Origin of the sequence: Actinoallomurus sp. CA-150999 (genome assembly GCF_050942425.1) — a bacterium.
Classification (GTDB): domain Bacteria; phylum Actinomycetota; class Actinomycetes; order Streptosporangiales; family Streptosporangiaceae; genus Actinoallomurus.
Genome location: NZ_CP192063.1, coordinates 8,893,947 through 8,910,529, shown reverse-complemented (window position 1 = coordinate 8,910,529; position 16,583 = coordinate 8,893,947). Strand labels below are relative to the sequence as shown.

Annotated in this window: 17 protein-coding genes; all 17 read left to right on the top strand. The window is 74.8% G+C overall.

Annotated features, from left to right (window positions below):
* Positions 1 to 43: 43 nt before the first annotated feature.
* The 17 genes from ACQP2O_RS41210 to cobT all read left to right on the top strand — a co-directional run bounded on the left by ACQP2O_RS41210 (position 44) and on the right by cobT (position 16,345).
* Positions 44 to 2,167 carry a putative cobaltochelatase gene (locus ACQP2O_RS41210; protein ID WP_433174628.1) on the top strand — a complete coding sequence of 708 codons (2,124 nt, stop codon included), beginning with the start codon at positions 44 to 46 and terminating at the stop codon, positions 2,165 to 2,167.
* A 63-nt stretch (positions 2,168 to 2,230) separates the two neighbouring features.
* On the top strand, positions 2,231 to 2,833 hold the full coding sequence (cobO, locus tag ACQP2O_RS41205; protein WP_433174627.1) for a cob(I)yrinic acid a,c-diamide adenosyltransferase: 603 nt from the start codon (positions 2,231 to 2,233) through the stop codon (positions 2,831 to 2,833).
* 28 nt (positions 2,834 to 2,861) lie between these two features.
* Entirely contained in the window at positions 2,862 to 4,193 is a 1,332-nt protein-coding gene (locus ACQP2O_RS41200) for a cobyrinate a,c-diamide synthase (RefSeq protein WP_433174626.1), read from the top strand.
* Positions 4,190 to 4,726, top strand: coding sequence for a GNAT family N-acetyltransferase (locus ACQP2O_RS41195; RefSeq protein WP_433174625.1), 537 nt, complete (start codon positions 4,190 to 4,192; stop codon positions 4,724 to 4,726). Before ACQP2O_RS41200 ends, ACQP2O_RS41195 begins: the two co-directional genes overlap by 4 nt.
* Positions 4,723 to 5,469 carry a precorrin-2 C(20)-methyltransferase gene (cobI, locus tag ACQP2O_RS41190; protein ID WP_433174624.1) on the top strand — a complete coding sequence of 249 codons (747 nt, stop codon included), beginning with the start codon at positions 4,723 to 4,725 and terminating at the stop codon, positions 5,467 to 5,469. Before ACQP2O_RS41195 ends, cobI begins: the two co-directional genes overlap by 4 nt.
* A complete protein-coding gene (cobM, locus tag ACQP2O_RS41185) occupies positions 5,466 to 6,260 on the top strand; it encodes a precorrin-4 C(11)-methyltransferase (protein WP_433174623.1) in 795 nt (264 codons plus the stop codon). Before cobI ends, cobM begins: the two co-directional genes overlap by 4 nt.
* Positions 6,261 to 6,267: 7 nt before the next feature.
* Complete coding sequence (locus ACQP2O_RS41180) at positions 6,268 to 7,425, top strand: cobalt-precorrin-5B (C(1))-methyltransferase (protein WP_433174622.1); 1,158 nt, start codon at positions 6,268 to 6,270, stop codon at positions 7,423 to 7,425.
* A complete protein-coding gene (cbiE, locus tag ACQP2O_RS41175; RefSeq protein ID WP_433174621.1) occupies positions 7,422 to 8,960 on the top strand; it encodes a precorrin-6y C5,15-methyltransferase (decarboxylating) subunit CbiE in 1,539 nt (512 codons plus the stop codon). The genes ACQP2O_RS41180 and cbiE overlap by 4 nt, the downstream gene beginning before the upstream one ends.
* Before the next feature lie 171 nt (positions 8,961 to 9,131).
* Complete coding sequence (locus tag ACQP2O_RS41170; RefSeq protein ID WP_433174620.1) at positions 9,132 to 9,335, top strand: hypothetical protein; 204 nt, start codon at positions 9,132 to 9,134, stop codon at positions 9,333 to 9,335.
* Between the two features lie 8 nt (positions 9,336 to 9,343).
* Positions 9,344 to 9,490 carry a hypothetical protein gene (locus tag ACQP2O_RS41165; protein ID WP_433174619.1) on the top strand — a complete coding sequence of 49 codons (147 nt, stop codon included), beginning with the start codon at positions 9,344 to 9,346 and terminating at the stop codon, positions 9,488 to 9,490.
* A complete protein-coding gene (gene cobJ, locus ACQP2O_RS41160; RefSeq protein WP_433174618.1) occupies positions 9,487 to 11,241 on the top strand; it encodes a precorrin-3B C(17)-methyltransferase in 1,755 nt (584 codons plus the stop codon). The genes ACQP2O_RS41165 and cobJ overlap by 4 nt, the downstream gene beginning before the upstream one ends.
* Positions 11,232 to 11,432 carry a 4Fe-4S binding protein gene (locus ACQP2O_RS41155; protein ID WP_360883844.1) on the top strand — a complete coding sequence of 67 codons (201 nt, stop codon included), beginning with the start codon at positions 11,232 to 11,234 and terminating at the stop codon, positions 11,430 to 11,432. The genes cobJ and ACQP2O_RS41155 overlap by 10 nt, the downstream gene beginning before the upstream one ends.
* Positions 11,433 to 11,463: 31 nt before the next feature.
* On the top strand, positions 11,464 to 12,534 hold the full coding sequence (locus tag ACQP2O_RS41150; RefSeq protein ID WP_433174617.1) for a HoxN/HupN/NixA family nickel/cobalt transporter: 1,071 nt from the start codon (positions 11,464 to 11,466) through the stop codon (positions 12,532 to 12,534).
* Positions 12,531 to 13,142, top strand: coding sequence for a precorrin-8X methylmutase (locus ACQP2O_RS41145; RefSeq protein WP_433174616.1), 612 nt, complete (start codon positions 12,531 to 12,533; stop codon positions 13,140 to 13,142). The genes ACQP2O_RS41150 and ACQP2O_RS41145 overlap by 4 nt, the downstream gene beginning before the upstream one ends.
* The gene (locus ACQP2O_RS41140) at positions 13,139 to 14,044 is read left to right on the top strand and encodes a sirohydrochlorin chelatase (protein ID WP_433174615.1); all 906 of its coding nucleotides are present in this window, start codon (positions 13,139 to 13,141) and stop codon (positions 14,042 to 14,044) included. Before ACQP2O_RS41145 ends, ACQP2O_RS41140 begins: the two co-directional genes overlap by 4 nt.
* Entirely contained in the window at positions 14,034 to 15,182 is a 1,149-nt protein-coding gene (cobC, locus tag ACQP2O_RS41135) for an Rv2231c family pyridoxal phosphate-dependent protein CobC (RefSeq protein WP_433174614.1), read from the top strand. The genes ACQP2O_RS41140 and cobC overlap by 11 nt, the downstream gene beginning before the upstream one ends.
* 38 nt (positions 15,183 to 15,220) lie before the next feature.
* Positions 15,221 to 16,345, top strand: coding sequence for a nicotinate-nucleotide--dimethylbenzimidazole phosphoribosyltransferase (gene cobT, locus ACQP2O_RS41130; protein WP_433174613.1), 1,125 nt, complete (start codon positions 15,221 to 15,223; stop codon positions 16,343 to 16,345).
* Positions 16,346 to 16,583 lie beyond the last annotated feature (238 nt).

Genomic DNA, 16,583 nt, shown 5'->3' with positions numbered 1-16,583 from the left:
GCCACCTACGGGCGCGTTAACCCGAGGAAAGGACGACCACCGGGTGAACACCTATCCGTTCTCCGCCATCACGGGGCTGGACGACCTCAAGCTCGCCCTCCTGATCAACGCGGTCTCCCCGGCCGTCGGCGGCGTGCTGGTCCGTGGCGAGAAGGGCACCGCCAAGTCCACCATCGTGCGGGGCCTCGCCGCGCTGCTGCCGGACGTCACGGTCGTGGCGGACTGCCGGTTCTCCTGCGACCCGCAGGCGCCGGACCCGCAGTGCCCCGACGGGCCGCACGTCGACGACGACGGCACGCTGGTCCGGCCGGCGCGGCTCGTCGAGCTGCCGATCGGCGCCGCCGAGGACCGCCTCACCGGCTCGCTCGACCTCGAACGCGCCCTGACCGAGGGCGTCCAGGCATACCAGCCCGGCCTGCTGGCCGAGGCCCACCGCGGCGTCCTGTACGTCGACGAGGTGAACCTGCTCCACGACCACCTCGTGGACCTCCTTCTCGACGCCGCCGCGATGGGGCACTCGTACGTCGAGCGCGAGGGCGTCTCCATCCGGCACGCCTCCCGGTTCCTGCTGGTCGGCACGATGAACCCCGAAGAGGGCGAGCTGCGGCCGCAGCTGCTCGACCGGTTCGGCCTGACGGTGGAGGTGGCGGCCACCCGGGACCCGGAGGAACGGGCGGAGGTCGTCCGGCGGCGCCTGGCCTACGAGGCCGATCCCGCGGCGTTCACGCTCGGCTGGGCGCGGGCCGAGGCCGAGCTGGCCTGGCGGATCGGCCAGGCCCGCGCCAGGCTCTCCGAGGTCGTGCTGCCGGACGGCGCGCTGCGCCAGATCACGGCGGTGTGCGCCGCGTTCGAGGTGGACGGGCTGCGCGCCGACATCGTGATGGCCCGCGCCGCGATGGCCCTCGCCGCCTGGCACGACCGGACCGTCGTCACCGCCGCCGACGTCCGTATCGCCGCCCGGCTCGCCCTCCCGCACCGGCGCCGCCGCGACCCCTTCGACGCGCCGGGCCTGGACGAGGACAAGCTCGACGACGTCCTCGAGAACACCGGCGGCTACGACTCCGACGACGCCTCCGAGCCGGACGTGCCCCAGCCACGCGGGGGAAGCGAGCCGGACACCGGACCCGACCCGGACATGACGGTCGACTGGGACGCCCGGCGCAAGCCTGACGACGAGGATCCCGACGACCCCGGCCCGGACGACGGGCCCGACGGCCCCGGGCCGGACGGCTCCGGCCCGGACGGGCCCGGCGACTCCGACGGGCGAGACGCCCGCGAGGGGCCGCTGGTCGACATCGAGCAGGCGCTGTCGGGCGAGGGCGCGTCGGACGAGGACGACGAAGAGCGCACCCGGGTGGACTCCCCGGAACCCGCGCCCGCCGACGCCGTCTACCGGACGCGGGTGTTCACCGTGCCGGGCCTCGGCGACGGCGCGCCGGGCCGCCGCTCGCGCGCCCGCACACCGTACGGCCGGACGACCGGCGCGCGTCCGGGCGCGCGTTCGCTGCACCTGACCGCGACGCTCCTCGCCGCCGCCCCGCACCAGCGCGCCCGCGGCCGCACCGGCCCCGGGCTGGTGATCCGCTCCGGCGACCTGCGCGAACGCGTCCGGGAGGGCAGGGAGGGCAACCTGGTGCTGTTCGTCGTCGACGCGAGCGGCTCGATGGCCGCCCGGCAGCGGATGCGCGCGGTGAAGGGCGCCGTGCTCAGCCTCCTCCTCGACGCCTACCAGCGCCGCGACAAGGTCGGCCTGATCACCTTCCGGGGCACGTCCGCCGAGCTCGCGCTGCCCCCCACCTCCTCCGTCGAGGCCGGGGCCCGCCGCCTCGAGACCCTGCCCACCGGCGGGCGTACCCCGCTCGCCGCGGGACTGCTGCGCGCCGCCGACGTGCTGCGCGGCGAACGCCTGCGCGACCCCGCCCGCCGTCCGCTGCTCGTCCTCGTGACCGACGGCCGGGCGACCCACGGCTCACCCGCCGACGCGCTGCGCGCCGCCGGACTCCTGCACGGCGTCACCGCCGTCGTGGTCGACTGCGAGCACGGCCCCGTACGCCTCGGGCTCGCCGGCGGGATCGCCGCCCGCCTCGGCGCCGAGGTCGTCCGGCTGGAGGAACTGGCCGCCGACGCCCTCACCAGTGTCGTCAACGACAGCAGGGCGGCGGCGTGACCCCGGAACGAAAGATCAATCTCGACGATGAGTTCGTGACCGTCGTCGTACGGGAGGACTGACATGCCGCAGGGAAAGCCGTCGCAGGTGCCCGATGACGGGCTCACGACCCGCCAGCGCCGCAACCGGCCCCTGGTGGTCGTCCACACCGGGCCGGGCAAGGGCAAGTCCACCGCCGCCTTCGGACTGGCCCTGCGCGGCTGGAACCAGGGCTGGCCGATCGGGGTGTTCCAGTTCGTCAAGTCCGCCAAGTGGCGCATCGGCGAGGAGCGGGCCCTGCGCGTCCTCGGCGAGTCCGGCGAGGGCGGCCCGGTCACCTGGCACAAGATGGGCGAGGGCTGGTCGTGGATCCAGCGGCCCGGAACCGAGGAGGACCACGCGGCGGACGCGCGCGAGGGCTGGGAGCAGATCAAGCGCGACCTCGCCGCCGAGACCTACACGCTGTACGTGCTGGACGAGTTCACCTACCCGATGAAGTGGGGATGGGTGGACGTCGAGGACGTCGTCGCGACGCTGCGGGACCGCCCGGGGTACCAGCACGTCGTCATCACCGGCCGCGACGCCGACCCGCGTCTGGTGGAGCTCGCCGACCTCGTCACCGAGATGGGGAAGGTCAAGCACCCCATGGACGCCGGCCAGAAGGGCCAGAAGGGCATCGAATGGTGACCGTGTCCCCGATCGCGCGGGCGGTCCGGTGAGGATCCCGCGTCTCGTCATCGCCGCTCCCGCCTCCGGGAGCGGCAAGACGACGGTCGCGACGGGGCTGATGGCCGCGCTGACCGCGTGCGGGCTCGACGTCTCGCCGCACAAGGTCGGACCGGACTACATCGACCCCGGCTACCACGCGCTCGCGGCCGGGCGGTCCGGTCGCAACCTCGATCCGTGGCTGACGTCGGAGGACCTCGTCGCGCCGCTGTTCCTGCACGGGGCGCGGGGCGCGGACGTCGCCGTGATCGAGGGCGTTATGGGGCTGTTCGACGGGGCCGAGGCCGCCGGCGGGGGCGGGTTCGCCTCCACGGCGCACGTGGCCCGGCTCCTGGACGCGCCGGTCGTCCTCGTCGTGGACGCCTCGTCGGCCGGCCGCTCGGTCGCCGCGCTGGTCCACGGCTTCGTGACGTACGACTCCACGGTGCGGATCGGCGGCGTGATCCTCAACCGGGTCGGGTCCGACCGGCACGAGCGGATCTGCCGGGCGGCGATCGAGGAGACCGGGCTGCCCGTGCTCGGCGTGCTGCGGCGCCACGCGGACGCCGGCACCCCGTCGCGTCACCTGGGCCTCATCCCGGCGGCCGAGCGCAGCGCCGACGCCGTACGGACCGTCGAGCGGCTCGGCGCCCTTGTGGCCGAGTCCTGCGACCTGCAGGGCCTGCTCGCCCTCGCCCACGGCGCACCGCCGATCACGGCCGACCCCTGGGACCCGGCGGAGCCGGAGTTCGCGGGTGCGCGTCCTGTTGTCGCGGTCGCGGGTGGTCCGGCGTTCACGTTCGGCTACACGGAGAACGACGAGCTCCTGAACGCCGCCGGGGCGGAGGTCGTCCCGTTCGACCCGCTGCGGGACGAGGCGCTGCCGGAGGGCACGCGCGGCGTCGTGATCGGCGGCGGCTTCCCCGAGATGTACGCTCCCGAACTCGCGGCCAACGAACCGCTGCGCCGCCAGGTCGCCGCGTTCGACGGGCCGATCTACGCCGAGTGCGCCGGTCTGCTCTACCTCGCCCGAACCCTCGACGGCGCGCCGATGTGCGGGGTCGTCGACGCGGAGGCGCGCATGACCTCCCGGCTCACCCTCGGCTACCGCGAGGCGGTCGCGGTGGCCGACTCGCCGGTGACCCGGACGGGTGAGCGCTTCCGGGGGCATGAGTTTCATCGCACGGCGGTGGTCTCCGGGCCGGGCGCCGAACCCGCCTGGCGATGGCCGGGGTCCGGGCCGGAGGGATTCGCCGGCCGGAACCGTCTTGCGTCCTACCTTCATCTCCATTGGGCTGGTAGTCCGGAGATGGCGAGCCGTTTCGCGGGAGCGTGCCGATGACGTTCGACGAGGGTGTGCTGTTGGAGACCCGGCGGCTGCTGCTGCGCCCGTTCGAGGAGGACGACGCCGACGACGTCCTGGCCGCGAGCCGCGACCCCGAGCTCCTCCGCTGGATGGCCTGGGCGCCCGCCCAGACCGCCGAGACCGCGCTCGCCTGGTGCGTCACGTACGCCCACATCGATCCGGCCCGCGGCGTCAACTTCGCGATCGTGGGCGGCGACCGGCTCGTCGGCGCCCTCGGCCTCGACCGCGCGGAGTGGACGGACGGCCGCGTCGAGATCGGCTACTGGATCGCGCCGTGGGCCCGGCGCAAGGGGTACGCCGTCGAGGCGACGCGCGGCGCCTCCGCGTACGCGTTCGAGAAGGGGATGCACCGGGTCGAGCTGCTGGCCGCCGTCGGCAACCACGCCTCGCAGGGCGTCGCGGAGAAGGCGGGCTTCACCCGGGAGGGCGTGCTGCGCCAGGCCGTGCTCACGCCGGCCGGGCGGGTCGACGCCGTGCTGTTCGGCCTGCTGGACGGCGAACTGCAATGAACCAGGAGAAACCGAGGCTCGTCGGCGTCGGCGTCGGGCCGGGCGACCCGGAGCTCGTCACCGTCCGCGGCGTGCGGGTCCTGCGCGAGGCGGACGTCGTGCTCGTCCCCGTCATGGCGCTGGACGAGCCGGGCCGCGCCGAATCGGTCGTGCGCGCCTACACCGACAAGGCCGAGCGCGTGGTGTTCGCGCTGAACGACACCGGCGGGTTGAGCGAGCGCCGGGTGACCGCCTGGGACGCCGCCGCGCGCCGGGTCGTCGAGGCGTTCGCCGACGGGGCGCGGACGGTGGCGTTCGCGACGATCGGCGACCCGAACGTCTACTCGACCTTCACCTACCTGGCCCGGACCGTACGCGAGCGGGAGCCGGACGTCGAGGTCGAGACCGTGCCGGGCGTCACCGCCATGCAGGACCTCGCCGCGCGGTCGGGGACCGTCCTGACCGAGGGCGACGAGTCGCTGTGCCTGCTGCCGCTGACCGGCGGCACCGATGGACTGCGCGCGGCGCTGGAGATCTGCGACACCGTCGTGGCGTACAAGTTCGGCCGGGTCGCCGAGGAGACCCTCGCCGTCGTACGGGACGCCGGGCGGCTCGACGACGCGGTGTACGGCGCGCGGCTGGGCCTGCCGGACGAGGAGGTCCGTGCGGCGAAGGGCCTCGAGGGGCCGGTGCCGTACCTGTCGACGCTGATCGTGCCGGGCCGCCGGACGACCACCGGCGGGAAGCTGAGAGGGAGAGAATGAGCGGACGCGTGGTGTTCGTCGGGGCGGGGCCGGGCGCGGCGGACCTGCTGACGTTCCGGGCCGCGAAGGCGATCGCCGAGGCGGACGTGGTGATCTGGGCGGCGAGCCTGGTCCACGAGGACGTGCTCCAGCACGCCCGCCCGGACGCGGAGATCGTCGACTCGGCGCGCCTGCCCATGGAGGGCGTGCTGCCGTACTACGAGCGCGCGGTCGCCGAGGGGCTGACCGTGGCGCGCATCCACTCCGGCGACCCCGCGCTGTGGGGGGCGCTGCAGGAGCAGCTCGACCGCTGCCGGGAGCTCGACCTGGACACCGAGGTGGTGCCGGGCGTGTCCAGCTTCTCCGCCGTCGCCGCCGCGGTCGGCCGGGAGCTGACGATCCCCGAGGTCGCCCAGTCGGTGGTCCTCACCCGGCTCGGCGGCGGGAAGACGCCGATGCCGCCGGGGGAGGAGGTCCGGGAGTTCGCCCGGCACGGCACGACGATGGCGCTGTTCCTGTCGGCGGCGCGGTCGAAGCAGCTGCAGGAGGAGCTCCTGGAGGGCGGGTACCCGCCCGAGACGCCCTGCGTGGTCGCCTACCAATGCACCTGGCCCGACGAGCTGATCGTGCGCTGCCGCCTGGACGCGCTGGAAGAGACCGTGAAGCAGCACAAGCTGTGGAAGCACACGCTCGTGCTGGTCGGCGCCGCGCTCGAGGCCGGCGGCACCCGCTCGCACCTGTACCACCCTGGGCACTTCCACGGCCACCGCCGCGCGGACCGTACGGCGCGCAAGGCGCTGCGGGGCGGCTGAGCGGGTGATGAGCACCCCCTACGAACCCGACATGCCGCGGACCATGAAGGTCCGCGGCAAGGCGCTGCGCACCGGCTGGACGACCGGTACCTGCGCCTCGGCGGCGGCCAAGGCCGCGGCGGAGGCGCTGGTCACGGGCGTCGCCCCGGAGGTCGTCGAGGTGGCGCTGCCGTCGGGCAACCGGGTGACGTTCGCGGTGGACTCCTGCCGGATCGGCGACGGGCGGGCCGAAGCAGTGGTGATCAAGGACGCGGGAGACGACCCTGACGTCACGCACGGTGCCCATCTGACGGCCGCGGTCTCGTGGCGGGACGAACCGGGCATCGAGCTGGACGGAGGCGTCGGCGTGGGGGTCGTCACCAAGCCCGGGCTCGGCCTGGAGCTCGGCGGCCCGGCGATCAACCCGGTGCCACGACGGATGATCCAACAGGCGGTGGGGGAGTCGGTGGACCTGAACACCCGAGGAGTGCGCGTCGTCATCTCGGTGCCCGACGGGGAGAAGATGGCACGCAAGACCACGAACAAACGGCTCGGCATCCTGGGCGGCATCTCGATCCTGGGCACGACCGGGATCGTCCGCCCGTTCTCGACGGCGTCGTGGCGGGCGAGCGTCGAGCAGGCGGTGTCGGTGATGGCCGCCCAAGGGGAGAAGACGCTGGTCCTGTGCACCGGCGGCCGTACCGAGCAGGGCGCGATGGCGATGCTGCCGAAGCTGCCCGACGTGTGCTTCGTCGAGGTCGGCGACTTCACCGGCGCGGCGCTGCGGCGGGCCGTGGAGCACGGCATCACCCAGGTGGTGTTCGTCGGGATGGCCGGCAAGCTCACCAAGCTCGCGTCCGGCGTGCTCATGACGCACTACACGCGCTCGAGGGTCGACACCGCGCTGCTCGGCGAGATCACCACCGCGATCGGCGGGCCGGACGACGTCGCCGCGGAGGTCGCCGAGGCCAACACCGCCCGGCACGCGTACGAGCTGTGGGAGTCCGCCGGCCTGCTCGGCCGCGCGGGCCGCGAACTGTGCCGCCGCGTCGCCGGGGTCCTGGAGCATTTCGCCGAGGACGAGGCCGCCAAGGTGCCCGGCGCGAACGGCGTTGCGGCGCAGGTGGTCCTCGTCGACTTCACCGGCAAGCGGATGATCGCGATGTACGGGCGGCTCGCCCGATGATCACGGTCGTGGGCTACGACGGCTCGCCGCTGCCCCAGACGGCGATGGACCGGCTCCAGAAGGCCTCGCTGGTGGTCGGCGGGCGGCGGCACTTGGAGGCGGTACGCCCGCCGGAGCACGCCCGCCGGATCGTGCTGGGCGACGTCCCGGCGGCGCTGGCCGAGATCGACGCGGCGGCCGGCGACGACGTCGTGGTGCTCGCCAGCGGCGACCCGGGGTTCTTCGGCATCCTGCGGTCGCTGCGCGAGCACGGGCACGCCCCGGAGGCCCTGCCCGCCGTCTCCTCGGTGGCCGCCGCGTTCGCCCGGATCGGCCTGCCGTGGGAGGACGCCGTCGTGGTCAGCGCGCACGGCCGCGACCCGCGCACGGCCGTCAACGCCTGCCGGGCGATGCCCAAGGTCGCCGTCCTCACCTCGCCCGCCTGCGGCCCCGGCGAGATCGGCGCCGAACTCGCCGGCTGGGACCGCGTCCTGTGGGTGGCCGAACGCCTCGGCGGCCCCGAGGAGCGGGTCGTCCGCTGCACCCCCGCCGAGGCCGCGACCCGCGACTGGTCCGACCCGAACCTCGTCATCGCCCTCGACGAGCACCGCCTCGGCGCCGGACGCGCGATCCCATCGGACGCCGGGAGCCATACGGGCCCCGGTCGTGCGGCGGCTGCCGGCCGCACGGAGGCCGTGGGTGGTATGGACACCGCCGGTCGTGCGGTGGCTGCCGGTCGCACGGACATGGCCGGCCGCATGGACGCCGACCGTGCCGAGGCCGGCCGTACGAACGCTGCAGGCCGTACAGCGGGCGGCTCGCCCGACGGTCCTGACGCCCTCGGCCGTCCGGGCGGCGACGCGCTGAACGGATCCGCGCTGAACGGGCTCGCGTTGAACGGATCCGCGTTGAACGGATCCGCGCAGGACGGATCCGCGCAGGACAGGCTCGCGCAGGATGGGCTCGCGCACCGTACGGGCCGTCGCGTGCACGACCAGCCCGCCGCGCCGCCGGACGGCTGGGCCTACGCCGACGACACCTACGAGCACCGCGCCGGGATGATCACCAAGTGGGAGGTGCGCGCCGTCGTCCTGTCGCGGCTGCGGCCGACGCTCGGCACGCTGATCTGGGACGTCGGCGCGGGCAGCGGCTCGGTCGGCGTCGAGTGCGCCGAGCACCACGCGGCCGTGATCGCGATCGAGCGCGACCCGGCCGCCTGCGAACTCATCCGGCGCAACGCCCGCTCGACCGGCGTACGGATCGTCGAGGGCGCCGCGCCCGAGGCGTACGACGGGCTGCCCGACCCGGACGCGGTCTTCGTCGGAGGCGGCGGCCTCGACGCGCTCAGCGGTGCCCTCGCGCGCCGTCCGGAGACGGCGGTGGCGACGTTCGCGGCGGTCGACCGGGCGGCGACCGCCCGCCGGCTGCTCGCCGACGCCGGCTACGCGGTCGAGGGCGTGCAGCTGGCCGCGTCGCGGTTCGCGGACCTGCCCGGCGGGTCGTTCCGCCTGGACGCGCAGAACCCGGTGTTCGTGCTGACGGGAAGGCTGCGGTGACAGGGCGGCCAGGCGCGCGGCGGATCCGGGGCAGCGCGGTGACGGAGTCGACGGGCGCGGAACGGGGCGGAGGAGACGCTGTGACGGAACTGGCGGGCACGCGGCCGATCGGGTCGTCGTGGCGACGGCGAGCGTCCATGCGGCGGCGGGGCAGACGGGTTGGAGCGGACGGTGACGAAGCCTGTGGGCACGCGGCGGATCAGGGTCGTCGCGGCGACGGCGAGCGGCCACACGGCGGCGGAGCAGCCGGTGGCGGTGAGCGTCCATGCGGCGGTGGAACAGGCAGCAGACCGGACGGACGCGCGGCGGACCGGCGTCGTCGTCGCGGCGACGGCGAGCGAACGGGCGCGGCCCGGATCGGAGGCGACGCTGTGATGGGGCGGATGGGCGTGGGGCGGATCGGCGTCGTCGCGGCGCGAGTGGGCGCCCGTACGGCGGCGAACCGGACGGACGCGCGGCGCCATGGCGTCGTCGTGGCGACGGCGAGCGGCCATGCGGCGGCGGAGCGGACGGGGCAGAGCGGGTGGTGACGGAGCAGCCGGGTGCGCGGCGGATCGGGGTCGTCGCGGCGACGGCGAGCGGGCGGACGGCGGCGGAGACGCTGCGGGCGGCCTGGCCGGACGAGGTTCGCGTCCTGACGGCCGAGAAGGCCGGCGACGCGCTGCGCGAGGCGTGGCGGACCTGTGACGCCATCGTGAGCTTCCTGGCCGTCGGCGCGACCGTACGCGTCCTCGCGCCGCTGCTCGGCCACAAGACCACCGACCCCGCCGTCGTCTGCGTGGACGAGTCGATGGCGTTCGCCGTCGCCGTCCTCGGCGGCCACCACGGGGCCAACCTTCTCGCGCACCGGCTCACGGGTGTGCTCGGCTGCACGCCGGTGGTGACCACCGCCAGCGACCGGAGCAACGTCACCCCGCTGGACTCGTACGGTGCCGACCTCGGGTTCACCGTGCACAACCCCGACCTGCTCGCCCACGTCGGCGCGGCCGTGCTGTCCGGTGAGCCGGTGCGGATCGAGGGCGCCGAAGGCCGGCCGCTGCCCCCGCTGCCGCCGAACGTCACCCCGGACGCCGAGGACGCCGCCCACCGCATCCTCGTCACCGACCACGCCGAGATGGACTGCATGTGTCACGAGGGCTGGTTCGGCGGCGCGCTCGTCTACCGGCCGAAGTCCCTCGTCGTCGGCGTCGGCTCGGCGCGCGGCGTCTCCGCCGAGGAGGTCGGCGCGCTGGTCGACGAGGCCCTGGCCGCCGCCGCGCTCGACCCGGTGTCGGTGCGGTGCCTGGCGACCGTCGACCTGAAGGCCGACGAGGAGGGCATCCTCCAGGCGGCGGCCGCACGCGGCTGGGAGGTCGTCACCTACCCGGCCGAGGACCTCGCCGCCGTCGCCGTCCCCAACCCCTCCGAGGTGGTCCGCGCCGAGGTCGGCACGCCCAGCGTCGCCGAGGCCGCCGCCCTGCGCGGCGCGCGCGAGCACGGCCGGGACGCCGAACTCGTCGTGGAGAAGCGCAAGTCGGCCAATGCCACCGCCGCGATCGCGCGGCTGAGGCCCCGCGGGCGCCTGTCGATCGTCGGCCTCGGCCCCGGCGCGCGCGACCTGCTCACCCCGAAGGCGATCGCCGTGCTGCAGCGGGCGTCCGTCGTCGTCGGCCTCGACCAGTATCTCGACCAGGTCCGCGACCTCCTCCGCCCCGGCACCCGCGTCATCGCGTCCGGCCTCGGCCAGGAGGAGGAACGCGCCCGTACCGCCGTCGCCGAGGCTTCGGCCGGGAACGCCGTCGCGCTCGTCGGCTCCGGCGACGCCGGCGTCTACGCCATGGCCAGCCCGGCGCTGGAGTTCGCCGACGCCGGCATCGACGTCGAGGGCGTGCCCGGCATCACGGCCGCGGTGGCGGCGTCGAACCTGCTCGGCGCGCCGCTCGGCCACGACCACGCGTACATCTCCCTGTCCGACCTGCACACCCCCTGGGAGGTCATCGAACGGAGGGTCACCGCCGCGGCCGTGGGCGACTTCACGGTGTGCTTCTACAACCCGCGCAGCCGGGCCCGCGACTGGCAGCTGCCGAAGGCCCTGGCGATCCTCGCCGCCCGCCGCCCGCCGGAGACGCCGGTCGGGTACGTCCGCAACGCCACCCGCCCCGACCAGACGGTGACGCTCACCACCCTCGCCGAGCTCGACCCGGCGCGGATCGACATGTTCACGGTCGTCATCGTCGGATCCAGCCGCAGCCGCGCCGTCGCCGGGCGCTTCGTCACCCCGCGCGGGTACCGATGGGCCTGACCGTACGCGTCACCGGACGCTGCCAGGGCTGCGGAGCCTGCCTCCTCACCTGCCCCGAACACGCCATCCGCCCGGACGCCGGATGGGCCGCGCACGGCGGCGACCCGCTGCGCGTCCTGCCCGACCGCTGCACCGGATGCGGCGAATGCGCCGAGATCTGCCCCGTCGACGCCATCGAAGAACTCCCGTGACCCGGATCGTCGGGTCGGCGAAGGAGGCCCTGTGACGACACCCCCCGTGCAAGCGGTGGCCGGGACCTGGACGCGCGCCGAACGCATGCGCCTGTCCGGGATCCTCGGCATCATCGCGATCCTGCACGTCGTCGGCTGGTCGCTGTACTTCTACTACTCCCACAACCTGGCGGCGGCCGGTTCGTTCACCGCCGCCGGTGTGACCGCGTACGTCCTCGGCATGCGGCACGCGTTCGACGCCGACCACATCGCCGCCATCGACGACACCACCCGCCTCATGCTGCAGCGCGGCCGCCGGTCCGTCGGCGTCGGCTTCTTCTTCGCCATGGGCCACTCGACCGTCGTCCTCGTACTCTCCACGGTGATCGCGCTGGCGGCGGGCGCGGCGACGACCGCGCAGATCGACTCCTTCCGGCAGGTCGGCGGCGCGATCTCGGTCGTCGTGGCGATGGGCTTCCTGCTGCTGGTCGCGGCCCTCAACGCGGTCGTGCTGCGCGGCATCGCCGGGCTGTGGCGGCGGATGACCCGCGGTGAGATGGACGAGAAGGAGCTGGAGCTCCAGCTCCTCAACCGCGGCCTGATGAACCGCATGCTCGGCGGGCGGGCCCGCACGCTGATCAGGTCGTCGTGGCACATGTACCCGGTCGGCCTGCTGTTCGGCCTGGGCCTGGAGACCGCCTCGGAGGTCACCCTTCTCGGGCTGGCGGCGCAGAGCGCCAGCCAGGGCGCGCTGCCGCTGCTGGCGACGCTGACCCTCCCGCTGCTGTTCGCGTCCGGGATGAGCGCGCTGGACACCTGCGACAGCCTGCTGATGACCCGCGCGTACTCCTGGGCGTTCCGCGGCCCGGCGCGCAAGCTCTACTACAACATGGCGACCACCGCGATGACGGTACTGATCGCCGGGTTCATCGGCAGCGTGTACCTCGCCGACCTGCTCGCGAAGTACGCCGGCGCGGCGTTCCTGGACTCCTACGCCTCCCTCGCCGACCGCTTCGAGTACCTCGGCTACGGAATCGTCGCCGTCTTCGTCATCTCCTGGCTCGTCGCGGCCGTCCTGTGGAGGGCAGGCCGGTTCGAGCAGCGCTACGGGAGCGGAACATGAACACCAGGACCATCCATCCGATCGAGGAACGGTCGTACGAGATCCTGCGGTCGCGGGTCGACCTCAGCCCGATGCCGCCGCTGTGGCGGGCCGTCGCCGAGCGGGTCATCCACGCCAGCGCGGACGTCGAGTACGCCGTCGACCTCGTCACCGACGAGGCCCACCTCGAACGCGGACTGCGGGCGCTGCGCGCCGGCGCGCCGATCGTCACCGACGTCGCCATGGTCGCCGCCGGGATCACCGCGCGCGAGACGATCTGCTCCGTCGCGGACCCGGCCGCCGCGCGAATGGCCCGGGCGGCGGGCATCACGCGCTCGGCGGCGGCGATCCGCCTGTCGTACGCCGAGGTCGGCAAGGGCGCGATCTGGGTGGTCGGCTGCGCGCCGACCGCTCTGGAGGAGATCATCGCGCGCGACGTCGATCCGGCCCTGGTGATCGGGCTGCCGGTCGGGTTCGTCGGGGCCGCCGAGTCCAAGGAGGCGCTGCGGAAGAGCGGGCTGCCCGCCGTCAGCAACGTCTCCGAGAAGGGCGGCTCCGCGGTCGCCGCCGCCGCGCTCAACGCCCTCCTCTACCACGAGGGCACCGTCGAGGGAGAAGGGAACGCATGACGCCGCTGCTGCTGGTCGGGCACGGAACCCGGGACGAGAGCGGGGCCGAGGAGTTCGGCCGGTTCGTCGAGCGGGTGCGGGGCCGGCTGCCGGCCGACGTGTCCGGGGGCTTCATCGAGCTGTCGCCACCGCCGCTCACCGACGCCGTGGCCGCGCTGTACGAGGCCGGGCACCGGCGCCTCGCCGCCGTGCCGCTCGTCCTCGTGGCCGCCGGGCACGGCAAGGGCGACATCCCCGGCGCGCTGGCCCGCGAGCGGGCGCGCCGGCCCGGGCTGTCGTACGCCTACGGCCGCCCGCTCGGCCCCCACCCGGGGCTGCTGGACCTCCTGGACGAGCGGCTGTCGGCCGTCCTGGACCCGGCCGAGCGCGCCGACACCGCCGTGCTGCTCGTCGGCCGCGGCTCGACCGACCCGGACGCCAACGCCGAGATCCACAAGGTCGCCCGGCTGTTGTGGGAGGGCCGGGGACTGGGCATGGTCGAGCCGGCGTTCGTATCGTTGGCCCGGCCCGACGTCCCCGAGGGCCTCGAACGCTGCCGCCGGCTCGGCGCGCGCCGCGTCGTCGTGCTGCCGTACTTCCTGTTCCCCGGCGTCCTGCCGGACCGCGTGGCAGAGCAGGCGGGGGCGTACGAGGGACTGGAGGTGCGGTGCGCCGACGTGATCGGCGACTGCGACGGCCTCGCCGACGTCGTCCTCGAACGCTACGAGGAGGCCCTGGCCGGCGACATCCGCATGAACTGCGACACCTGCGTCTACCGCATCGCCATGCCGGGCTTCGAGGACCGCGTCGGCGCGCCGCAGCTCCCGCACCACCACCCGGACGACCCCGCGCACGGCCACCACCATCACGGCCCGCACGCGCACGCCCATCCGGACGACCCGTCGCACGCCCATGCCAACTGACGTGGACCTGCGCCACCACGGCGACCAGGAGGTCGGTCCCGGACTGGTGGACCTCGCGGTCAACGTACGGCCGGGCACCCCGCCCGACTGGCTCGCCGCGCTGCTGCGCGACAGCGTCGCCGGGCTCGCCGCCTACCCCGACGCCGCCCGCGCGCGGGCGGCGGTGGCCCGCCGCCACGGCCGTACCCCCGATGAGGTCCTGCTGACCGCCGGCGCCGCGGAGGCGTTCGTCCTCCTCGCCCGGGTCCTCGCACCCCGGCGCGCGGTGGTCGTGCACCCGCAGTTCACCGAGCCGGAGGCCGCCCTCCGCGCCGCGGGCCACGAGCCGGACCGGGTCATCCTGCACGGCGACTTCCGGCTCGCTACGACGCCTGAGGGCGGCCGCCTGCGGGGCGACGCGGCGTCTGAGGGCGGCGGTTTGCGTGGCGGCGCGGCGCCGGAGGACGGTGGCTTGCAGGCCGGGGTGGTGCCGGAGGATGCCGACCTCGTCATGATCGGCAATCCGACCAATCCCACGTCGGTGCTGCACCCGGCGGCGGCGATCGCCGCGCTCGCCCGGCCGGGCCGGACGCTCGTGGTGGACGAGGCGTTCATGGACTGCGTCCCCGGCGAGACCGAGAGCCTGGCGTCCGAGGCCGGGGTCCCCGGGCTGGTCGTCATCCGCAGCCTCACCAAGACGTGGGGCCTGGCGGGCCTGCGCGTCGGCTACGTCCTCGCCGAGCCGTCCCTGATCGCCCGCCTGGCCGAGGCACAGCCGCTGTGGTCGGTGTCCACCCCCGCCCTGGTGGCGGCCGAGGCCTGCACGAGCCCGCGGGCCCTCGCCGAGGCGGACGCCTGGGCCCGCGACCTGCAGGTCGAACGCGACCGGCTGGCGGACGCGATCCGCGCGCTCGGCCTGCACGTCGTGCCCGAGGCGCGGGCCTCGTTCCTGTGCGTGCGCGTCCCCGACACGCCGGGCGGCCTGGCCGTACGCGCGGCACTGCGCGAACGCGGCTACGCGTTGCGGCGCGGCGACACCTTCCCAGGCCTGGGGCCCGACTGGCTGCGCGTCGCCGTCCGGGACGCCGCCACCGACGACGCGTTCACGGCCGCGCTCAAAGCGGTCCTCGGCGACACTCCACCGCCGTCCGCCTGTTAAATGATCATGGTACGGAATCCCTGCAACGAGGAGAACCGATGGACCTCATCGCCGAGACGATCGCCGCGATCCGGCCGCTGGACGAGACGGCCATGCGGGCAGCGCGCGAACGGCACGACAGGCTGACGAAACCGCGCGGCTCGCTCGGCGCCCTGGAAGAGCTGGGCGTCCGCCTGGCCGGCGTCGCGGAAACGTGTCCGCCGCCCCTGCCGGCGCCCGCCGCCGTCGCGGTCTTCGCCGGCGACCACGGCGTGCACGCCCAGGGCGTCACTCCCTGGCCGCAGGAGGTGACCGCCCAGATGGTGCAGAACTTCCTCGCCGGCGGAGCGGTCGTCAACGCCTTCGCCCGGCAGTCCGGCGCCGACGTCACCGTCGTCGACGTGGGCGTCAAGACCGACCTGCCGCCCGCGCCCGGGCTGCTGGTCCGGAAGGTGGCGAACGGCACCGCCGACATGACCCAGGGACCGGCGATGACCGCCGACGAGGCCCGCCGGGCCGTCGAGGTCGGCATCGAGATCGCCCAGGACCTTGTCGCGGCGGGCAACCGGTGCTTGATCACCGGCGACATGGGCATCGCCAACACCACGCCCTCCGCCGCCCTCATCGCCGCCTTCACCGGCCGCAGCGTCGAGGGCGTCACCGGGTACGGCACCGGCATCGACGACCTCACCCACGCCCGGAAGATCAAGGTCGTGCACACCGCCCTGGCCCGTGCCCGCACCGAACTCCCCGGCCACGACGGCAGCGACGGCGCCGATCCCCGGGTCGCCTCCGCCGACCCGCTCGCGGTCCTCGCGCAGGTCGGCGGGCTCGAGCACGCGGCGATCGCCGGCTTCATCCTCGGCGCCGCCGCCCAGCGCGTCCCCGTCCTGCTCGACGGCGTGATCGCCGGTGCCGCCGCGCTCGTGGCGGCGGCGCTCGCCCGGGGCGCACGCGACTACTGCGTGGCCGGCCACCGCTCCGCCGAACCGGGCCATGCCGCCGCGCTGTGGTTCCTGGAGCTGCGCCCGCTCATCGACCTCGAGATGCGGCTGGGCGAGGGGACCGGCGCCGTCCTCGCCCTGCCGGTCGTGAGCAGCGCCGTGCGCGTGCTGAACGAGGTCGCCACGTTCGACTCGGCGGGCGTCGCCGACAAGGACGCCGCCTCGCCGGATGGCCCCTGACCCGCACCGGCGACCACCGGATGGCCGCTGACCCGTGCTGGTGACCGTCGATGGCACCGGACCCGCACCGGTGATCGCCGGATGGCCCCTGACCACGGCCGGTGACCACCGGATGGCCGCTGGCCAGCGCTGGTGACCACCGATGGCCCGGACCGGTGCCGGTGACCGCCGGACGGCAGCCGATCCGTCCGGGTACCGGCCGGATGGCGCCTGACCAGGGCCGGTGACCACGGGATGG